This is a genomic window from Lentzea sp. NPDC006480 (assembly GCF_040611995.1).
In the GTDB taxonomy this organism is placed as follows: domain Bacteria; phylum Actinomycetota; class Actinomycetes; order Mycobacteriales; family Pseudonocardiaceae; genus Lentzea.
Genome location: NZ_JBEXPJ010000034.1, coordinates 22,706 through 40,567, shown reverse-complemented (window position 1 = coordinate 40,567; position 17,862 = coordinate 22,706). Strand labels below are relative to the sequence as shown.

Genomic DNA, 17,862 nt, shown 5'->3' with positions numbered 1-17,862 from the left:
CCCTCGGCTGGTCGCCCGGGTAGTTCGTGGTCTCCCCGAAGCCGCCGGGGCACGTGCCGAGGCCCGGTACCGGCCGTACTCCAGCTTGACGACCCACTTGCGCTGACAGACGAACCAGCTGCCGCCTGCAGGCGTAGGTCGTCCGCAGCCCGCCTTCGCCCCGGACTGGTGACAACCGCCGGGGCGCTGACGTCCAGCGATCCCGCGACGGCAAGGCATGCGACGAGTGCGCGAAGCTTCTTCGTGATCCCCCAGGATGTTTGTCGAGGGGATCCTGTTCAGCTGCCGAACGCACTCATGACCAGTTCGCCGCCTTCTTCGGGCGCCGCGAGGCACATGAAGTAAGAGCGCTCGCCGTCCTTGTAGCCGATCGCGGTGAAGTCCCAGCCCGTGATGTTCACGTTGGGCTTCTTGTTCGCCTGCATCATCTCGTTCGTGCAGACCTGGGCGACTTCCGGCGCCTTCACCAGGTCGTCGTTGTCGACTTTCGGGATGTCGCCGGAGAGCCAGCCGCCCGCGAAAGCCTCCCAGTAATGCTCCTCGGAGCAACTGCCCACCCGCCGGGCCGTCGCCGCCTGCCCGCCGATGCTGTTGATCCCGTAGTAACAGGTCGACTTGTCGATGCAGAACTTGTCACCGCACTTCTTGAGGAACGGCGGGATGTCCTCCGCGCCGCCCGGCTGCGTCGTGGTCGGTCCAGGGCCTTGGGCACCTGCTTTTTCGTTGTCGAGGAGGTTCCACGCGAGCACCCCGACGCCGATCGCCACGACGAGCCCGGCCGCGGCGACCAACGGCCACACCTTGCGCTTCTGCGGCGCGTGAACCGGCACGGTGGGCTGCCGCAGCGGGTCCAGCAGCTCGTCGCGCAGCTGTGCCGCACTCGGCGTGCGCAGGTTCGCGTCCGGGTGCAGGGCGCGGGCGAGGGTGTCGTGCAAGGCCGGCGGCACCCCGCCAACCGCCGTGATGGGCCTGCGCAGGATCTCGCCGAGCTGGTCGAAGCTGCTGATCGGCCACGGCACCGGACGCGGCGGCTTGCCCGCCAGCAACGTGTAGAGCGTCGCGGCGAGCGAGTAGACGTCGGCCTGCGGCGTGGGTTCCGCCATCGCGAACGCTTCCGGCGGCGCGTAGCTGGGGCTCAGGGCGTCCCGCGTGACCGTGCTGCCGCCCTGCGCGTCCAGCAGCGCCGCGAGCCCGAAGTCGGCGAGCTTCGGCGTGCCGTAGCGGTCGACGAGGATGTTGCCCGGCTTGATGTCGCGGTGCAGCACGCCTTCCGCGTGCGCCGCGGCGAGTGCGTCGGCGAGCTTGATGCCGAGGTCGCGGACTCGTTCGTGGTGCAACGGGCCTTGTTGATCGAGCTGGTCGGCGAGCGACCCGCCCGTGCACAGCTCCATGACCATGTACGGCGTGCCTTGCGCGGTGATGTTCGCGTCGTGCACACCGACAACGTGCGGGTGCCCGGAAAGCCTGGCCGCCGCGTGCGCTTCCCTCAGGAATCGCCTTTTGTCCCGCTCGTCGACGAGCACCCGGTTGTCGATCTTGACCGCGACATCGCGGCCCAACTGTGCCTGGTGGGCGCGGTAGACGGTGGCGAATCCGCCTGCGCCCAACGGTCTCAGGTCGGTCAGGCCGGGAATGCGGGGTGCGGTCACGCGCGGGAGCTTAGTTCCGCACCCCGACAGTTCCTCGGTCAGACCGTGCAGTTCAGCGAACCGCTGCGCAACGCGTGGCTGCTCGTGTTGTCGTCGTCCGACCACAGCACGACCTTCTTGCCACCCACGCAGTTCGGCGAGATCGCGAACCCTTCGAGGTTGAGGCCGGACAGCTTGGCTGGCGGGTCGTACGTCGCCTTCAGCTTGAACTTGCCGCTGCTGATGGTGAACGTCGTGGCCCGCCCGTTGCAGTGGTCGTCGCAGGTGGTCCACAGCCGCGAGCCGTCGAACTCCAGCTCCATCACCTGCTTCTGCCCGCTCGCGAACTTCGCCAGCAACTTGGCGCCCGTGGTCTGCAACGCGTACACGTACACCTGCCCGGTCGCCTCGAGCCCGACCGCGAACAACCCGCTGCCGTGACCGGAGTAGTCGGCGGGGTTGTAAGTCTTGCCCGTGTCGTCCTTGAACCCGTTCTGCGTCAGGTAGCTGTCCGGCACCCACGCGATGCCCTCGGGCCCGGCGTTGGGATCGACGTCCGGCATCCCGGGCAGTGCCCACTCGCCGGTGGCCGCGCTTCCAGTGCCGTACTTGAGAATCGTCGGCGCGCTTGTGTTGTCGTCGTCGTTGTCCCGCTCACTGACGACGAACAGCCCGTCCGGCGTGGAGACCACACCCTCGGCGTCAGGATCGCCCTGCCCGTCCTTGAAGCTCAGCGACCTGGTCTGGTCGACCTTCCACAGCGCCCCGTTCGGCACGAGCCGGTAGAGCGTCGAGGGGCTGTTCTTCACCGCCCACACGACGTTCGCGCTCTCGAACGAGAGCCCGCTGAGGTTCTTGCCGAAGACGCTCGTCCCGTCAGCCGTCCTGGTGGCCGAATCGCCAGGCCAAGCCGTGGCAGCCTGAGCCGGCGTGATCGCCAGGCTCAGCGCGAGGACCGTGAAAACGCCAATCGCCTTGATGCGCAACGCAACCGCCCCTTCTCGCACGAGGTGGTCAAGATCGCACCTCGTTCGGGCTGGCGGCGTTCATCCAGTGGACCAGACGATGAACAGCAGACGCTACTTCGCTTTCGCCGCTGCCTTGGCGGCCTTCTTGAAGTCGCGGACCTCCAGCAACGACTTCTGATCGGTCACATCCGCGACACTGCGCCGACTTCCGTCCTCGCCGTAGTGCCCGGCGGCCTCGCGCCAGCCGTCCGGGGTGATGCCGAACTGTTTGCCCAAAAGGGCGAGGAAGATCTTGGCCTTCTGCTCGCCGAACCCGGGCAACGCCTTGAGCCGCTTGAACACCGCGGCTCCGTCACCGTCACTCCAGATCCTGGTGACGTCGCCGTCGTAGTGCTCGACCACGAACCGGCTGAGTGCCTGCACCCGCTTGGCCATGGAGCCGGGGAAGCGGTGCACGGCGGGCGGGGTGGCCATGATCGTCGCGAACGACTCGGGATCCGCCTCGGCGATGCGGTGGACGTCCAGGCCGCCCATGCGGTCGGCGAGCACCTTGGGGCCGGAGAACGCCTTCTCCATCGGAATCTGCTGGTCCAGCAACATTCCCAAGAGCAGAGCGAAGCGGTCCTCGGCCAGGAGGGCGTCCGCGTCGGGGTTCTGCGCGAGGCAAAGCGTGCGGGTCATGGCGGCAATCCTGACATGACCGGCGCTATGGCACGACTTCTGGTAAAGCCAGCGATACGTCAGCGCACGTTTTTATGATCGGGGCATGCCGGAAAAGCCCGCTGTTCTTCCGCCGTTGCCCGGTGTCCGGACTCGCGTGCCGATCGCCACGATTGTCCTTCTCGCTTCCTGGGCGATTTGCACCGCGCTGTACCACCTCGGTGCCGAGAGGCTGTTCCTCGCGGTGCGCCGGGACCCGGAAGCGCTGGCATCAGGGCAGGTCTGGCGGGTGATCTCGCCGGTGCTGGTGCAGCCGGACTCGGTGTTCGCGGTGGTCGTGCTGGGGGTGTGTGCGGCGCTGCTGGGATTTCACACCGAGCGGACGTTCGGCACCGGTCGTTTTGTGGTGATGCTTCTGGCGGGTGGTCTGGCCGGGCACATCATCGGCGAGTGGTGGCAGCCCTATTCCGGTGGCGTGTCCGTCGCGTTCTGCGGGCCGGTTGGCGCGGTGGCGGCCTACGTGTTGGTCGCGCGAATCAAGAAGCACTTCGTCGCGGCGTGGATCGTGCTCGTGGGCGCGGTGGTGTTGTGCGTGTTCACGGACATCCACGGGCCTGCGATTCTGGCCGGTGCCATCGCGGGGTTCTTGCTGTGCCGCTCAGCGGAACGGGGTGCAACCCCGTCCGGCGCGGGGTCCGTCTCCTCGGCACCGTAAGGGGCTGACCACCGTGGCGGCGGGCACCGCGCACGCCTGCGGTTGTGCGCCCGCCACCGAGGAGCAGTTGCTCGCTCGGGCGGCGTCGACCTGTCCGTGGGCCGGGACTACCTGATCTACGCCACCGGTGACTCGTCGGACGCGAAGGCCGACACGAACCTGTGCAGTGGCACGCGGCAGGTGAACGCGGCGAAACCGGCCTGCCGCGGGTGACTAGGCTCCGGCGACCCGGACCTCGGAGACCACTTGGCGCACCAGCACGCGGAGTGCCTCGCGGTCGACGGTCGCCGGGTCGTCGGCGAGCCAGTCGCCGATCTCGCGCACGAACTGTTCCGGGGTCATCGGCGGGATCTCGAAGTCGAGGTCGTCGTCGCAGGTGACCTCGCCGGCCCGGCTCGGGTAGATGATCAGGGCGCCGCGGATCTCCAGCCACGGCAGGAGCTCGGTGAAGCGTTCGACACCGTCGAGCAGCTGGGAGCCGCCGCCGCGGAACGGGTGGCCGTTGCGCCAGAGCTCGCCGTCCTCGTCGCAGTAGTAGTGGCCGGGCAGCCACGACTTCGACTCGATCAACACCAGCCGTCTGCCGCACAGCAGCGCGTGGTCGACGTCGGTGAAGACGGAACCGGGCCAGGCGAGGCCGTGGAAGATGCGCACGCCCGGTAGCTGCGTCAGGTACTCGGTCAGCAGTCCGGCGGTCAGCCGTTCGCGTCTGTTTTCACCCGGACGGCCGAAAATGGTGTTCCCGTCGTACTCACCGGCGAACGCCCGTTCGGCCCTCGCGACGGCGAGATACCGGCGTGCCAGTCGGAACGCGCCGTAACCGGCGGCCGCCACGAGAGGCAGCCAGACGGCGATCAGCAGCGGGGACAACGGCAGCGTCAACGGGATCAGCAGGACGAACCAGCCACCGATCGCGGCCGCCGCGGGGGCGTGGCCGAGGCCCGCGGCGGGGACGTAGCGGACCCGCGCGCCCAGGTCGATGCGGTGCCACCAGTCCATCGAGCCGAGGTCGACGCGGGGGCGCGGCGCCATGTAGTTCGGGTCGTCGCCGAAGTCGCGCAGCCTGCCCGCGCGGCCTGTTCGACGAGGTCGCGGGCGTGCCTGTGGACGCACGACCGGCGGCACTACGACCGCGGGGCGGTCGTAGTCGGCGCGGCGGACCGGGTCCTTCAGCGTCTCGTAGGCCTCCTGGAGCAGGCGGAAGCCGCCAGACGTCCCACCCGCGTCGGGGTGCATGACCTTGGCGAGCGACCGGTAGGCCGACTTGATCTCCGAGGCACTGGCGCCCCGGCTGACACCGAGCAACTCGTAGTAGTCGATCCCTGGCACGACACCGTCCAGTCCGAGGTTGGTGCATGAACCTTATTGGGTCCAACACTTTCGCAGGGCATACGGCCCGCCGTACGCGGTCTAGTGTGTTCCTACGCAGTGTGAAGGGGCCTGTAGCGCAGTGGTTGTCGCGCCCTCCCAGATGAGAGGGAACACGCCGGTTCGAATCCGGCCGGTCCCGCGAGCAGCACCTTCTCCGGCTCCCGCCATTCCTCCTCCACGGCCCGGCCGCGTTCCCGGTTCAACCATTGACGGCAGTGGTCTAGTCCACCTAGCTTGAGAGCAGCGCCGCCGCGCCGTCACCCCCCAGAGGAGACCGCATGTTCAGGCGCAGAATAATCGCGGCCGCGACAGCACTCTTAACGGCAGCCACCCTCGCGGCGCCAGCCTCACAAGCCGCTCCACAGACCGACATCGGCGCCCAGGCCATCACCAACCGCGTCGTCGGCTACTTCGTGCAGTGGGGCGTCTACGCACGCAACTACCACGTCAAGAACATCCGCACGTCCGGCTCGGCCAGCAAGCTGACGCACATCAACTACGCGTTCGGCAACGTCTCCGGCGGCCGCTGCGTCCTCGGCGACACTTACGCGGACTACGACAAGTTCTACGACGCCGCGTCCTCTGTGGACGGTACGAGCGACACGTGGGACGCGGGTGCGTTGCGCGGCAACTTCAACCAGCTGCGCAAGCTCAAGAAGCTGAACCCGGGCCTCAAGGTCCTGTTCTCCTTCGGCGGCTGGACCTGGTCGGGCGGCTTCACCCAGGCCGCGGCGAACCCGGCCGCGTTCGCCGACTCCTGCTACAAGCTCGTCGAGGACCCGCGCTGGGCCGACGTGTTCGACGGCATCGACATCGACTGGGAGTACCCCAACGCGTGCGGTCTGAGCTGTGACACCAGCGGGCCCAACGCGTTCAAGAACCTGATGTCCGCCGTCCGCTCCCGGTTCGGCAGCGGAAACCTCGTCACCGCCGCGATCACCGCGGACGCCTCGACCGGTGGCAAGATCGACAAAGCGGACTACGCCGGCGCCGCGCAGTACGTGAACTGGTACAACCCGATGACGTACGACTTCTTCGGCGCCTGGGCCGCGCAGGGCCCGACCGCCCCGCACTCGCCGCTCACGTCCTACACCGGCATTCCGCAGCAGGGTTTCTGGACCGACGCGGCGATCCAGAAGCTCAAGAGCAAGGGCGTCCCGGCCAACAAGATGCTGCTGGGCCTGGGTTTCTACGGCCGAGGCTGGACCGGCGTCACCCAGGCGGCACCCGGCGGCACGGCAACCGGTGCGGCGCCTGGTACTTACGAGGCCGGCATCGAGGACTACAAGGTCCTGAAGGGCCGTTGCCCGGCCAACGGCACGGTCGCCGGCACCGCGTACGCCAAGTGCGGCAGCCAGTGGTGGAGCTACGACACCCCGGCCACGATCCGCAGCAAGATCTCGTGGGCGAGCGGGCAGAACCTGGGCGGTGTGTTCTTCTGGGAGCTCTCCGGTGACACGTCCAACGGCGAGCTGGTGAGCGCGATCCGCGGCGGTATCGGCTGATGCCGGTCGTGCCGGGTCCGGCGTCACCGGGCCCGGCACGCCCGCTCAGCAGCCGCTCGACGCGATCCTGACCTCCGGGGTGTAGGGGTCCGGGGCCCAGAAGGCGTAACCGATCCCGCAGCTGTCTCGTGGCGAATAGATCATGTTGCCGTAGTGCCGGCCCGGGGTGGGCGACGTGTGGAAGAAGGCGAACTCGTTCCGTGCCCGATCCCACGCCGTCAGCGACAGTTTGCCGTCCGTCGCGGTGCTGCCGCCCGCGTAGTTCGCGACCTCGATCCAGTTCGTCTTGCAGGTGGTCGAGTAGTAGAGGCGGAAGGTGCCCTTCGCGCTCGTCTTGGTGCCCGACACGACCCGGCTCGCACCGCAACCGGTGTCGTACGGGTCCTGTCGGTCGCAGCCGGCTCCACTGCAGGTGACGGCACTCGCGGCCGTGGCGAACCCGCCGATCATCGCGACGGAGAGCCCGATGGCGGCGGCGGTTCTGGTGAGCAGCTTGTTCCCCATCGGCGCACTGTAGGTCAGGATTCTCGGACCGCCCGAAGCATTTGACGACACGCAAAGGGTCGCGCCGTGGACGTACTCGAACACCTGCGCGGGCTCTGCCTGGCGCTTCCCGAAGTGACCGAACGCCTGAGCCACGGCGAGCCGACGTGGTTCGTCCGCGGCAAGAAGACGTTCGTGACGTTCGCCGATCACCACCACGACGACCGCAGAGCGTTCTGGTGCGCGGCCGGCCCGGACGTCCAGCAGACGCTCGTCGCCCAGGCCCCGGACTGCTACTTCCGCCCGCCCTACGTCGGCCACCGCGGCTGGCTCGGCGTGTACCTGGACGTCGAGCTCGACTGGGACGTCATCAGTGACCTCGTCGAGGACGCCTATCGGGTGATTGCCCCGAAGACGCTGGTCGCGCAACTCGACGATCGAGTTGCCGACCCGGCTGACCTGCCGCAGTCTTCCGCGCATGGCGACCTGTGACGTCTGTGGCAACGAGTACTGGATGGCCTTCGAGGTGCGCACCGTCGGCGGCGGCGTGCACACGTTCGACAGCTTCGAGTGCGCGATCCAGCGCCTCGCCCCGCGCTGCGAGCACTGCGACTGCCGCGTGATCGGGCACGGCGTGGAGGTGGAGGGCCGCTTCTTCTGCTGCGCTCACTGCGCACGCTCGGCGTCCACCGACCTGGGCGCGCAGATCCGCGACACCGTCGGTGCCCATCCGGGCTGATCGCTCACTGCGGAGAAGCCGAGTAACACCACGGCGGAACAACTGGATGTCCGCCGTGGAGGTGTGGGGTGAGCGACGACCTTGCGATTGTGCGCGACGTACTCGGCGATGATCTTTCGCCGGACCTGATCGACTCGGCGGTGCGGAACTCCAGATCGGTGATCAGGGCGTTGGTGGAGGCGTGGTACCGAACGCTCACCGCGACGAGATTCCGCCGCGTCAGAGCGGTGAGCTTTCGTACTTCGTGCCTGAGACCGGCTGGCGGGCCGACACCTGTTCCCATCAGATGGCTGCTGCGTACGAGGGAGGGCTCACCGCCCTCCTATACGTTCATCGAATCGTGGCCAACAGCCCCATCATGATGTTGTCGTCCGCGGCCATGAGGGGCAAGCCGCTCGACTACTGCACGAGTTTGCTGCTGCGGTCTTTGCACCTGCTCAATTCGCTGAAGCCTCTCATCGAGGCCGGGATCGTCGTGGTGATCGGCTCGAAGGCCACGTACAGCCACGGTCTCGCCAGTCGTCTGGTTCGGGAGAAGTTCGGCGAGGAGGTGCTCGACCGCCTCGACCTCCGGACGGTGGACAGCCTGGACCTCGCGCTGGGTTCTGGCTGTGCGGTCGATGTGTTCACCAATGGCGATGGTGAGTTCGAACAGCTCAGAAGCACTCTTGTCGGTGATGGCCGTCATGCGCTGGCGGATCGTTCAGAGGACGTGCACCTTTCCGCCATGCTCGACGCGCTCGTGCCCGACGCGACCGATCTCGACCTGAACGAGGTCGTCGCGATCCGGGCCGATGACTCGTTCGAGCTGTGGAGAAAGGATCTTCGAACCGCACTTCGCCGCATGATCGTGGTGGACAGCGTCGGCAGCCTCGCGGGCGAAGGCGTCGAAGAACTCAGATCCATCATGCAGGAGAGACTCGCCGGCATCAGGCAGACGGTTGGCGCGAGCAGCGCGATGGGCAAGCTCCGCCGCAACATCGCCTCGTTCTCGGTCGGCGGAATCGGTGCGGCGTCGGTTCTTCCGGTGGTGGGGCAGGCGAACGTGCTGTCCGAGGTCGCGATGCTGGGCGGTGCGCTCGGGGTGGGAACACTTTCACTCGGGGCTGCCGCGGTGGCAGCGGCGTTGAGGTCGGAACGGGCCGGTCAGCGTGCGTTGGAGCACCACTACGCCTTCATCGGGAAATGCGTGCCCAAGCGGCCCTGACTCAGCACGAGGTCCAGGCTGAGCGGCACGGGCGGCGGCAGTTCGTCCGTGCCGGTCCGGAACGACTCCAGCAGGTAGGCGACCAGGCGCTGCGACGCGGCCACCGCCACCTCCACCGGCACGCCCGCGAGACCGCCGTTGGCCACGAGCACCAGCGTCAGGTCGTGCGGCGAGAAGTCGGCGCGCAGCTGCCCGCCGGCCTTCGCCCGGTCCACCAGCTCGCCGAAGCAGTGCCACGTGTGTTCCCGCACCTTGGAGCGCATCTCGGGGAACGTCGCGACGAACGCGGCCGTGAACCCGCGGTCGGTCGCCTGCAGCAGGCACACCTTCTCGATCACCGTGCGGAAGCCGCGCCACGGGTCCGGATCCGCCAGCGCGTCCTCGATCACGGCCTGGCACACCGCGAACTGCTCGGTGAACGCCTCCGCCACCAGCGCCTCCTTGGTGGGGAAGCGCCGGTACAACGTCGCCACGCCGACACCTGCCCGACGGGCGATCGCGGCCATCGGCACGTCCAGGCCGCGTTCGGCGAACAACTCCCGTGCGACGGCCAGCACGCGCGCACGGTTTTCCGCCGCGTCGGTGCGCAACTGAGACTGCGAGGCGTTCATTTCATCTCACTTCGCGGCAAGTGGACGGGGGTCTCCACTTAGCAGGCTACGTTGGACGTCATGAACTTCAAGGGACCGTTCGCCCGCAACATGAACAAGGCGATCCTCGGACTGCGCAACGCGCCGCTGGTCGGCAAGTTCGTGCGCAAGGGGATCACCGTCGTGTCGTACACGGGGCGGAAGTCGGGCCGCACGTTCTCCACACCCGTTGGCTACCAACGGAAAGGCGACGTCGTGAGCATCCAGGTGATGATGCCGGACGACAAGACGTGGTGGCGCAACTTCAACGGCGAGGGCGGGCCGCTCACCCTCGATCTCGATGGCGCGCAACAGACCGGGCACGCGACATCGCACCGTGACGACAAAGGCCGCGTCACGGTGCGAGTGCAGTTGTAGAAACCCTTACGTGGCAAGGCGGCGACGTTCCAGCATCGCCGCCACCAGGTAGGCGCCGCCGCCCAGCACCGCCAGCACGCCGAACAGTCCCGGCGCGGGCACGAAGAGCGAAGCCGCCGCGACCAACGCCAGGAACGTCCCCAGGTTGTAGTGCAACGCGTTGCGGCGCACGGCTCCTTCGGCGATGTAGATCAGGCCGACCACGATCGTCGACCCCGCCGGCCAGAGCACGGTCTGCAGCTCGGGTTCGTCGAACACGGTGCTCAGCCCGGTGATCGCCAGCCCCAGCGCCACGAACCCGGTCACCCAGGCGGTACCGACGAGTTTCTCGGCACGGCGCCGATCTGGCGAAGCCGTGCGTTGGACGTGCAACGACACCCTCGTGGCCAGGATCGTGCCGACGACGAGCCCGCCACCGAGGAGTCCGATCGGCAGCCACGAAGGCATGACCAGGGCACCGGACCTGGACAGCAGCGCGGCACCGTGGCCGAAGACGTAGGCGAACGCGAAACCGAGGTAGGCGGCGATCATGGCGAGACCTCCAGAGATGTGAGCAGGCGTGTGGTGACCGCGGCGAGCTGAGCTGTGCGGCGGCTGGCAGCCCACTGGTGGGCGAGGCCGTGCAGGCCGAGCCAGAGCGCGGTGTTGCCCTCGAACAACCGGACCGCCGGTTCGGCGAGGTCCGCCGCACCGAACATCACGCGGTAGCGGCGGGGGTGGCGCACCGCGAAGTCCAGGTAGGCGAGGCCGGCCGCACGAATGTCGGGAGCAGCGAGGACAACGGCGGAGAGTTCGGCGAAAGCGTTGCGGCACATGGCCAGCAGGATCGCCGGTGCGTCGGGGAAGTGCTGGTAGACCGACGAGGTGGGGAGATCCGCCTCGCGGGACACCGCCCGCAGCGTCACGGCGTGGTTCCGGTCGACCAGCGCGGTCGCCGCCGTGACGATGAGCTGCCTCACGGCTCCGGGACGATGACGACCTTGCCGAGAACGGTGCGCGACTCGGCCAGTGCCAGTGCGGAAGCGGCCTCGGACAACGGGATCCGCGCGGCGATCTGCGGCGTCAGCACACCGTCGCCGACCAGCCGCAGCACGGCGGAGAGGTCGTCACGCAGCCGTGCGCGGAACGCGGCGGGGCGGAAGCGCTTGCCGGCCCAGAAGTTGTAGAAGCCCGCGCGCTTGCCGTTGGGCAGCAGGTTCCACAGCATCAGCTGACCGAAGAGCTTGAGCACCGGCAGCATCGCGTTGCCCGGCTCGTCCTTCGTCGCGGCCGAACCGTAGTTGACCAGCGCGCCACCGCGGCGCAGCAACCTCCAGGAGTCGTGCAGGGCGGGACCGCCGACGTGGTCGAACACCGCGTCCACACCGTCGGGCGCGATCTCACGGATCTTGGAGTACAGCTGCGGATCGCGGTAGTCGACGGGAATCGCGCCCAGCTCGCGCACGGCGTCGTGGTGACGCTTCGAGGCCGTGCCGATCACCTTGATGCCGGCGTGGCGGGCCAGCTGCACCAACGTCGAGCCCACGCCACCGTTCGCGCCCAGCACGACGATCGTGTCGCCGCGCTTGACCTTCGCGGTCCGGTACATCATCTGCCACGCCGTGACTCCGTTGACCACAACGGTTTCCGCCGCGGCCGCGTCCACGCCGTCCGGCACCGGCACCAGGTCGGCCGCCTCGACGATCAGGTGGCTCGCCCACCCGCCGACCTTGGTCACCGCGGCGAACCGGTGCAGCTTCAGCCCCGCGTCGACCCCAGGGCCAGTGGCGACGACCGTGCCCACCACGTCGTAGCCGGGCACGAACGGGAACGGCGGCTGGTCGAAGTACTTGCCCAGGCGCATCTGCTGCTCGGCGAACGAGACCCCGGTCGCGTCCATCCGCAGGACGACCTGGCCCTCACCCGGCGCGGGCAGCTCCCTGACCTGCACCTGCAGGCCGTCGGGCTCGACGATGCCCGGCAGGACGATCTCGGTGGTGGTGGCGATGGTGGCGTTCATCTGCGAGCTCCTCAGGTCTTCGACGTGCTGACAGACGTAAGCTAACGCCTGTAAGTCTAGAAGCACAAGACCTAACACCGATAAACTTTCAGGTGTATGGTTACGCGTGTGACGAGCACCGAACCGCGCAAGCGCAACCGCCGGGGCGAAGGTGGCAAACTGCGGGAAGAGATCATCGCCGCGGCCGTGGCCCTGCTGGACGAGGGCGGCGACGAACGCGCGGTCACGCTGCGCTCGGTCGCCCGCAAGGCCGGAATCGCCGCGCCGTCGATCTACGCGCACTTCGCGGACCAGCCGTCGATCATGCTGGCGGTCGTCCAGCAGGAGATGGACCGCCTGGCCGCCGCCCTGCGCGAAGCGAACGAGGGACCGGACGCGCGGACGAGGCTGTTCGCGGTTTGCCACGCCTATCTGAACCTCGCCCAGGAACACCCGCAGCGCTACCGGATCATGTTCGGCGGCCTGTGGACGCCCGCCGTCGACTCCTCGATCACCGACGCCGACCTGGACTCACTGGGCGCCGAGGCCCTCACCCTGCTCGCCGACGTGCTCAAAGCATGCGTGGACGCCGGAATCGCGCACGGCAGTGACGACCTCTACGGCGACGCGGTGGCGTTGTGGCTGGGACTGCACGGCCTTGCGCACCAACGGGCTGTGGTGCGCAAGATGCCAGGCCCGTCCGACGTGGCGGAACGGCTGATCACCGCGCTGGCACACCTGAAGCGTTAGGGAGCCTCGAACAGCGTTGACACCGACTCCCCGACGTTGATCCGCCGCATCGCCTCGGCCATCGCCGGCGCGATCGACAGCACCTTCAACTTCGGGACGACCTTCTCGGCCGGGATCGGCACGGTGTTGGTGGCGACGATCTCCAGCACGTCGTCGAAAGCTTGGAGCCGCTCCAAGGCGCCGGCGGAGAACAACCCGTGCGTGCAAGCGACCCGGATCGACCCGGCCCCGCGCTCCCGCAGCTTGTCCAGCAGCTCGATCACCGTCGACCCCTTGGCGATCTCGTCGTCCAGCACGATCACGTCGCGCCCGGCCACCTCACCGATCACCGTGGAGATCTGGACCTTGTCGTCCGCGAACCGCTGCTTCGCCCCAGCGGCAACGGGCAGGCCCAGGATCCGCGCGAAGTGCGCGGCCTCCTTGGCGTTCCCCAGATCCGGCGACACCACCACGGTGTTCGACAGGTCGTAGGCGGAGAAGTGCGCCGCCAACTCGCGCAGAGCGTGCAGGTGATCAACGGGCACCGAGAAGAACCCGTGCACCTGTGGCGAGTGCAACGTCATCGCCAGCACCCGCGAGGCCCCCGCCGCCACCATCAGGTCGGCGACCAGCCGCCCGCCGATCGAGATCCGCGGCGCGTCCTTCTTGTCCGAGCGGGCATACGCGTAGTGCGGCAGCACAACGGTCGTGCGCGCGGCCGAGGCGCCACGGGCAGCGTCCAGCATCAGCAGCAGTTCGACGAGGTGCTCCTGCACCGGCGGCACCAGTGGCTGGATCAGGAACACGTCCCGTTCCCGGCAGTTCGCCTGCAGCTGCACCTCGAGGCAGTCGTTGGCGAACCGGGTCAGGCGGCTGGGGGAGAGGTCGACTCCGAGATGACCACAGATCTCGGCGGCAAGAGACGGGTGGGCAGAACCACTGAAGACAGCGATGTCACGCACACCCGAAACCTACTCGACCAGCAGGACCAGCTTCCCGTCCTGGAAGAACGGGGTGAGGTTCCCGCGCGTGTCGACCGTGTGCGTGCCACGCGGCAGAACGGCCTCTATGGCCGTGAACGCGAGGATGTCCGACACGCCGTGACGGCCGCGCAACGCCCGTTGGCCCTGGTACCGCAGAGCGCGCCCCTCACGGCGGTATTGATGGGCCTCAGCAGCAACGGAGGCGCCGACTCGTAGCGCCTCCGGTCCTACCAAACGCCCTGATGACGCACCGCGCACCGCGACTCCGAAACCCTGCTGGACCAGTGAGTTCACCACTGCGTCCGACGGGGGGACCGGCACCAGGAAGGACATCGCGTAGTGCTGCTCGACCTCGTGCACCACGACGGTTCGCGCCGTGGTCAGCAACGTGTCGTGCAGCTCCAGTGCGATCTTCTCCGCTTCCCAGCGGTTTTCGTAGCCGGCGTCGACGCCGATGAAGGTGCTGGTCACCTGACCTCCACGAAGATCGGGTTGGTGTAGCACCACAGGTCCTCCCACGGGTTCGCGGCTCCCGGAGTGTCCGCCTGCGGTTCGAACGCGCCGCGGTTGCCGTCGGTTCCGCGCAACCGGAGGTAAAAAGGCTCCCGGACGTTGCGGAACGTGTGCGTGAAGACCGCATAGTGCCAGCGCGGCTCGTAGGAGCGCTCGACCTTCACATGTGGCGTGGACAACGTTTCGGATGATGTTCGACCGGTTACCGCACCCTTGATGAGGTCCAGACGGCGCAACCGGGGGATGAACCCGGCGCTGTTCGGACGGGTCGCCAAACGTGCCTTGACCAGCACGGTCACCTCAGATCCGCGCCTCACGCGGAGCCTCTCACCGAGCGTCGCGGTTCCGCCGGATGCGTAAACGTCGAACTGCAGATCGTCGACCAGTCCACCGTGCGAAACCCAGGCCCGACCGGCTCGCAGACCCTCCATCACGGCGCCGCGCGTCCGTCGCGAAGTGCCCACGACTGTGCGCGAAAATTCGCACGGGTAGAAGTCGACGTACGGCGGCAGCACCTGCGGCGGGCCGACGTCGAGCGGGTCGAGGTGCTTGCCGGTGAGATCGAACTGGTTGCCCGGCTCCGGCACGCGGACGACCGTGTCACGCGAGTTGAAGTGCGAGTCGGAGTTCGACGTGATCCACCAGCCGAGGCCCTCGGCGAGCAGCGAGTCCCAGACACCGCCGACCTTCGCCGTCATCCAGTCGAAGCCGCCGTAGGTCTTGTATGCCTCGACCGGATAAGCCGGGTACGAGTTCGAGCCGGGGCTGTTCGCGTAGCCACCGCGGTGGCCGCCGGGACCGCGCAACGGGTCGCCGTCGCCCTGCGCACCGGGCGCGCCCTCCATGCCGACAACGATGTCCGGAGCCAGGTCGCGCATGTTCCGCAGCTCGTGAGGAGCCACGCGGCCGTTGCGCATCGGGTGGTTCACGAACACCAGCGCGGACTTCATCGTGCCGTTGCGGATCTTCGTCTGGAGGAACCGGATCGCGTCCAGCGCCTTCTTCTCGTTGGCGGGGTTCGAGGCTTCCTGACCGTTCAGCCGCCAGTCGAACTGCCGCTCGAAGTCGCGCAGCACACCGGCCTCGTCGTGGCAGTCCTCCAGGAAGAGGGTCGCGTGCTCGGCGCCGGGCACGTTCCACTCCATGCCGTGCCACAGCAGGAGTTGCGGGAACTTCCGTTGCGCCCGCTTGATGTCCGCGGCCGTCGCCTCGACCGAGTGCGCCTCGTGCGACGCGTGGCCGTGGTCGGTGATCACGAGCCAGTCCGTGCCGTGCCGCAACGCACCGCGGATCTGCTGCTCGATCGTGTACATGCCGTCGTACGAGTACTGCGTGTGCGTGTGGTGGTCGCCGGAAAGCCAGTGGTACCGGCCAGAGGACGAGCCGTGCGCGGAGGCTCGCCCCGTGCCCAGCACCCCCGCCGCACCCAGCGCACTCGCGCCCTGCAAGAAACGTCTGCGGGCTACTTCGGACACGGCTGATCCTCCACACGACTGGTCGGGGTTCGTGGAGGCTAGACCGATCGGGTGAGACGCAGGTAGCCGCTGAATGGCTGGCGGAAGAACATCAAATCGGCAGCAGGTCGACCCAGTCCAGGAACGGCAACGCGCCCGTGGCCTGCAACGCGGCGAGACCCAGCCACACCGACAGGATCGTGACGACGGGTCCGACGATCGCCAGTTCGACCACGCCGCCGGTCTTCATCCGCAGGATCTTCGGCGGCGCCACCGGGAACCACGTCTTGCCCATGATCGGGATCGGCCACAGCATCGGGCAGCCCTGCTCGGTGATCGCGTCGCCGACGTAGTGCGCGAAACACCCGACGCCGACCGCGATTCCGCACGCCGCGGCCGATGCGTTCGTCTGCGAGGTCCACGCGATCATCGCCCAGGTGATCCCCGCGGACACCACGGTGATCATCAACGCGTCCTGCTTGGGGTTCCAGTCGTTCAGGATCCCGCGCACCGCGAGGCCGGCGAACACGAACATCAGCACCGGCAGCGCCCACTTCTGGCTGTTCTGCACGACGGCGGTGGTGAAGACGGCGGCGAGCAACGCGAAGACGAGCGTGTGCGTGAGACCGCGATGTCCGCCGTCTCGGTTGGCATCCTTCTTCAGACGTGTTGTCCGATAAACGAAGCTGCTCACCACGTTGATGCCGGCCGACAGCCCGCCGCTCAGTGCTCCGAACGTGCGCGAGATGGTCGATCCGGGGTGGTCGAGGTCGGGCAGAAGTGCCGCTCCAGTGGCGAGAACGGCCCCAACGGCCCAGCTCTGCGGCGAAAGGTGGCCGATCGGGTGACTCGAAGCGAGTGCGGTGACGGCGCTCCAGGCGAGCAGCCCGCTCATCGCATGTGTTGGTCCAGTTGACACTTACGTCCCTTCTGATGATCACCCGATGGTTTGAACAGTAGCCGTAGGTATCAGGCGCCTGAGTCGAAACTCCATATGTCCGGACAACTGATCCCTGACGAATGGAGCACGGACATGGCGCAGGTTTGGCTCATCACCGGCAGTTCCCGCGGTATCGGACGCAAGACCGCGGAAGCTGTGCTCGCCGCCGGGCACCAGCTCGTCGCGACCGCACGCAACCCGCGCGATCTCGACGACCTCGTCTCTCAACACGGCGACCGGGTCAGATCTGTTGCACTCGACGTGCGTGACGCGTCCCAGGCGAGACACGCCGTGGCGACTGCGGTCGACGAGTTCGGCCGGCTCGACGTCGTCGTGAACAACGCGGGCGCCGGCCGGATCACGTCGATCGAGGAGTGCTCCGAGGCCGACTTCCGCGACCAGCTGGAGATCAACCTCATGGGCGTCGTCAACGTCACCAAGGCCGCGCTGCCGGTTCTGCGCGCCCAGCGGTCCGGCCACTTCCTGCAGATCGGCTCGACCGCGGGCCACACGGCGCTCGGCGGCGGGCTCGCGCCGTACGTGATGGCCAAGTTCGCGCTGCGCGGCTTCACCGAGTCGCTGGCCGCCGAGTGCGCGCCGTTCGGGGTCAGGGCGACGATCGTCGAGTGCGGCGGCTTCCAGACGGACTGGACCGGCCCCTCTCTGGTGGTGACCGAGCCGGGAGAGGACTACGTTCCGTCTGTCGGGGCCCTCCTCGACATGATCCGTGGCGCGCACGGCAACATGCCTGGTGATCCGGCCAGGGCGGCACGGGTCATGCTCGACGTGGTAGCCATGGACGAACCTCCGCTGAGCCTGTTGCTGGGTGGCGACGCGGTGGACATGGTGCGCATGGCGGACCAGGCACGAAACGCTGAAATCGACAAGTGGGAGCACGTGAGCCGCTCGACGGACTTCGATCTTGAAGACGCCTGAATCGGTGTAACCAGGGTCGCAGGCACACCTCGGCGGTTTACCAGTA

Annotated in this window: 21 protein-coding genes and 1 pseudogene; 9 read left to right on the top strand and 13 right to left on the bottom strand. The window is 67.8% G+C overall.

Features of this window, described 5'->3' with window-relative positions; genetic code table 11:
* Positions 1-278: 278 nt before the first annotated feature.
* The 3 genes from ABZX92_RS16295 to ABZX92_RS16285 form a co-directional block, all read right to left on the bottom strand.
* Positions 279-1,649: a serine/threonine-protein kinase gene (locus ABZX92_RS16295; protein ID WP_355559291.1), complete on the bottom strand. Its 1,371-nt coding sequence runs from the start codon at positions 1,647-1,649 to the stop codon at positions 279-281.
* Positions 1,650-1,687: 38 nt separating this feature from the next.
* Positions 1,688-2,614, bottom strand: coding sequence for an esterase-like activity of phytase family protein (locus ABZX92_RS16290; protein ID WP_355559288.1), 927 nt, complete (start codon positions 2,612-2,614; stop codon positions 1,688-1,690).
* Positions 2,615-2,707: 93 nt separating this feature from the next.
* A complete protein-coding gene (locus ABZX92_RS16285; RefSeq protein WP_355559285.1) occupies positions 2,708-3,277 on the bottom strand; it encodes an HhH-GPD-type base excision DNA repair protein in 570 nt (189 codons plus the stop codon).
* An 85-nt stretch (positions 3,278-3,362) separates the two neighbouring features.
* Here ABZX92_RS16285 and ABZX92_RS16280 point away from each other — a divergent pair, with 85 nt between their 5' ends.
* Entirely contained in the window at positions 3,363-3,971 is a 609-nt protein-coding gene (locus ABZX92_RS16280) for a rhomboid family intramembrane serine protease (RefSeq protein WP_355559282.1), read from the top strand.
* Positions 3,972-4,184: 213 nt separating this feature from the next.
* On the opposite strand, the gene ABZX92_RS16275 is transcribed toward ABZX92_RS16280, so the two are convergent.
* Positions 4,185-5,300 carry a DnaJ domain-containing protein gene (locus ABZX92_RS16275; RefSeq protein WP_355559280.1) on the bottom strand — a complete coding sequence of 372 codons (1,116 nt, stop codon included), beginning with the start codon at positions 5,298-5,300 and terminating at the stop codon, positions 4,185-4,187.
* A 106-nt stretch (positions 5,301-5,406) separates the two neighbouring features.
* Here ABZX92_RS16275 and ABZX92_RS16270 point away from each other — a divergent pair.
* A pseudogene (locus tag ABZX92_RS16270) lies at positions 5,407-5,481 on the top strand.
* 139 nt (positions 5,482-5,620) lie between these two features.
* Positions 5,621-6,847 carry a glycoside hydrolase family 18 protein gene (locus ABZX92_RS16265; protein WP_355559277.1) on the top strand — a complete coding sequence of 409 codons (1,227 nt, stop codon included), beginning with the start codon at positions 5,621-5,623 and terminating at the stop codon, positions 6,845-6,847.
* 45 nt (positions 6,848-6,892) lie between these two features.
* On the opposite strand, the gene ABZX92_RS16260 is transcribed toward ABZX92_RS16265, so the two are convergent.
* The gene (locus ABZX92_RS16260) at positions 6,893-7,351 is read right to left on the bottom strand and encodes a DUF2690 domain-containing protein (RefSeq protein WP_355559275.1); all 459 of its coding nucleotides are present in this window, start codon (positions 7,349-7,351) and stop codon (positions 6,893-6,895) included.
* Positions 7,352-7,417: 66 nt separating this feature from the next.
* On the opposite strand from ABZX92_RS16260, the gene ABZX92_RS16255 reads away from it, so the two are divergent.
* From ABZX92_RS16255 to ABZX92_RS16245, 3 genes are all read left to right on the top strand, one after another.
* Positions 7,418-7,822 carry an MmcQ/YjbR family DNA-binding protein gene (locus ABZX92_RS16255; RefSeq protein WP_355559272.1) on the top strand — a complete coding sequence of 135 codons (405 nt, stop codon included), beginning with the start codon at positions 7,418-7,420 and terminating at the stop codon, positions 7,820-7,822.
* Positions 7,809-8,069 carry a Prokaryotic metallothionein gene (locus tag ABZX92_RS16250; RefSeq protein ID WP_189257788.1) on the top strand — a complete coding sequence of 87 codons (261 nt, stop codon included), beginning with the start codon at positions 7,809-7,811 and terminating at the stop codon, positions 8,067-8,069. The genes ABZX92_RS16255 and ABZX92_RS16250 overlap by 14 nt, the downstream gene beginning before the upstream one ends.
* Positions 8,070-8,409: 340 nt before the next feature.
* Positions 8,410-9,276 (top strand): hypothetical protein, encoded by an 867-nt coding sequence (locus ABZX92_RS16245; RefSeq protein WP_355559269.1) that lies wholly within the window; start codon positions 8,410-8,412, stop codon positions 9,274-9,276.
* On the opposite strand, the gene ABZX92_RS16240 is transcribed toward ABZX92_RS16245, so the two are convergent.
* On the bottom strand, positions 9,237-9,887 hold the full coding sequence (locus ABZX92_RS16240; RefSeq protein ID WP_355559267.1) for a helix-turn-helix domain-containing protein: 651 nt from the start codon (positions 9,885-9,887) through the stop codon (positions 9,237-9,239). The two genes, ABZX92_RS16245 and ABZX92_RS16240, sit on opposite strands and share 40 nt — an antisense overlap.
* Before the next feature lie 60 nt (positions 9,888-9,947).
* On the opposite strand from ABZX92_RS16240, the gene ABZX92_RS16235 reads away from it, so the two are divergent.
* Positions 9,948-10,283, top strand: a complete 336-nt coding sequence (locus ABZX92_RS16235) for a hypothetical protein (RefSeq protein ID WP_355559264.1) — start codon at positions 9,948-9,950, stop codon at positions 10,281-10,283.
* A 6-nt stretch (positions 10,284-10,289) separates the two neighbouring features.
* On the opposite strand, the gene ABZX92_RS16230 is transcribed toward ABZX92_RS16235, so the two are convergent.
* From ABZX92_RS16230 to ABZX92_RS16220, 3 genes are read right to left on the bottom strand one after another with little or no spacing between them, the layout of a single operon-like run.
* Positions 10,290-10,814 carry an ABC transporter permease gene (locus ABZX92_RS16230; RefSeq protein ID WP_355559261.1) on the bottom strand — a complete coding sequence of 175 codons (525 nt, stop codon included), beginning with the start codon at positions 10,812-10,814 and terminating at the stop codon, positions 10,290-10,292.
* Positions 10,811-11,242 (bottom strand): TetR-like C-terminal domain-containing protein, encoded by a 432-nt coding sequence (locus tag ABZX92_RS16225; RefSeq protein WP_355559258.1) that lies wholly within the window; start codon positions 11,240-11,242, stop codon positions 10,811-10,813. The genes ABZX92_RS16230 and ABZX92_RS16225 overlap by 4 nt, the downstream gene beginning before the upstream one ends.
* Positions 11,239-12,282, bottom strand: a complete 1,044-nt coding sequence (locus tag ABZX92_RS16220) for a medium chain dehydrogenase/reductase family protein (protein ID WP_355559255.1) — start codon at positions 12,280-12,282, stop codon at positions 11,239-11,241. Before ABZX92_RS16220 ends, ABZX92_RS16225 begins: the two co-directional genes overlap by 4 nt.
* Positions 12,283-12,390: 108 nt before the next feature.
* Here ABZX92_RS16220 and ABZX92_RS16215 point away from each other — a divergent pair, with 108 nt between their 5' ends.
* Positions 12,391-13,011, top strand: coding sequence for a TetR/AcrR family transcriptional regulator (locus tag ABZX92_RS16215; protein WP_355559252.1), 621 nt, complete (start codon positions 12,391-12,393; stop codon positions 13,009-13,011).
* On the opposite strand, the gene ABZX92_RS16210 is transcribed toward ABZX92_RS16215, so the two are convergent.
* The 4 genes from ABZX92_RS16210 to ABZX92_RS16195 form a co-directional block, all read right to left on the bottom strand.
* Entirely contained in the window at positions 13,008-13,952 is a 945-nt protein-coding gene (locus tag ABZX92_RS16210; protein ID WP_355559249.1) for a ribose-phosphate pyrophosphokinase, read from the bottom strand. The two genes, ABZX92_RS16215 and ABZX92_RS16210, sit on opposite strands and share 4 nt — an antisense overlap.
* A 9-nt stretch (positions 13,953-13,961) precedes the next feature.
* Complete coding sequence (locus tag ABZX92_RS16205) at positions 13,962-14,444, bottom strand: hypothetical protein (RefSeq protein WP_355559246.1); 483 nt, start codon at positions 14,442-14,444, stop codon at positions 13,962-13,964.
* Positions 14,441-15,961 (bottom strand): PHP domain-containing protein, encoded by a 1,521-nt coding sequence (locus ABZX92_RS16200; protein WP_355559244.1) that lies wholly within the window; start codon positions 15,959-15,961, stop codon positions 14,441-14,443. Before ABZX92_RS16200 ends, ABZX92_RS16205 begins: the two co-directional genes overlap by 4 nt.
* Before the next feature lie 91 nt (positions 15,962-16,052).
* Positions 16,053-16,859: a metal-dependent hydrolase gene (locus ABZX92_RS16195; protein WP_355559241.1), complete on the bottom strand. Its 807-nt coding sequence runs from the start codon at positions 16,857-16,859 to the stop codon at positions 16,053-16,055.
* 114 nt (positions 16,860-16,973) lie between these two features.
* On the opposite strand from ABZX92_RS16195, the gene ABZX92_RS16190 reads away from it, so the two are divergent.
* Positions 16,974-17,816 (top strand): SDR family NAD(P)-dependent oxidoreductase, encoded by an 843-nt coding sequence (locus ABZX92_RS16190; RefSeq protein WP_355559238.1) that lies wholly within the window; start codon positions 16,974-16,976, stop codon positions 17,814-17,816.
* Positions 17,817-17,862 lie beyond the last annotated feature (46 nt).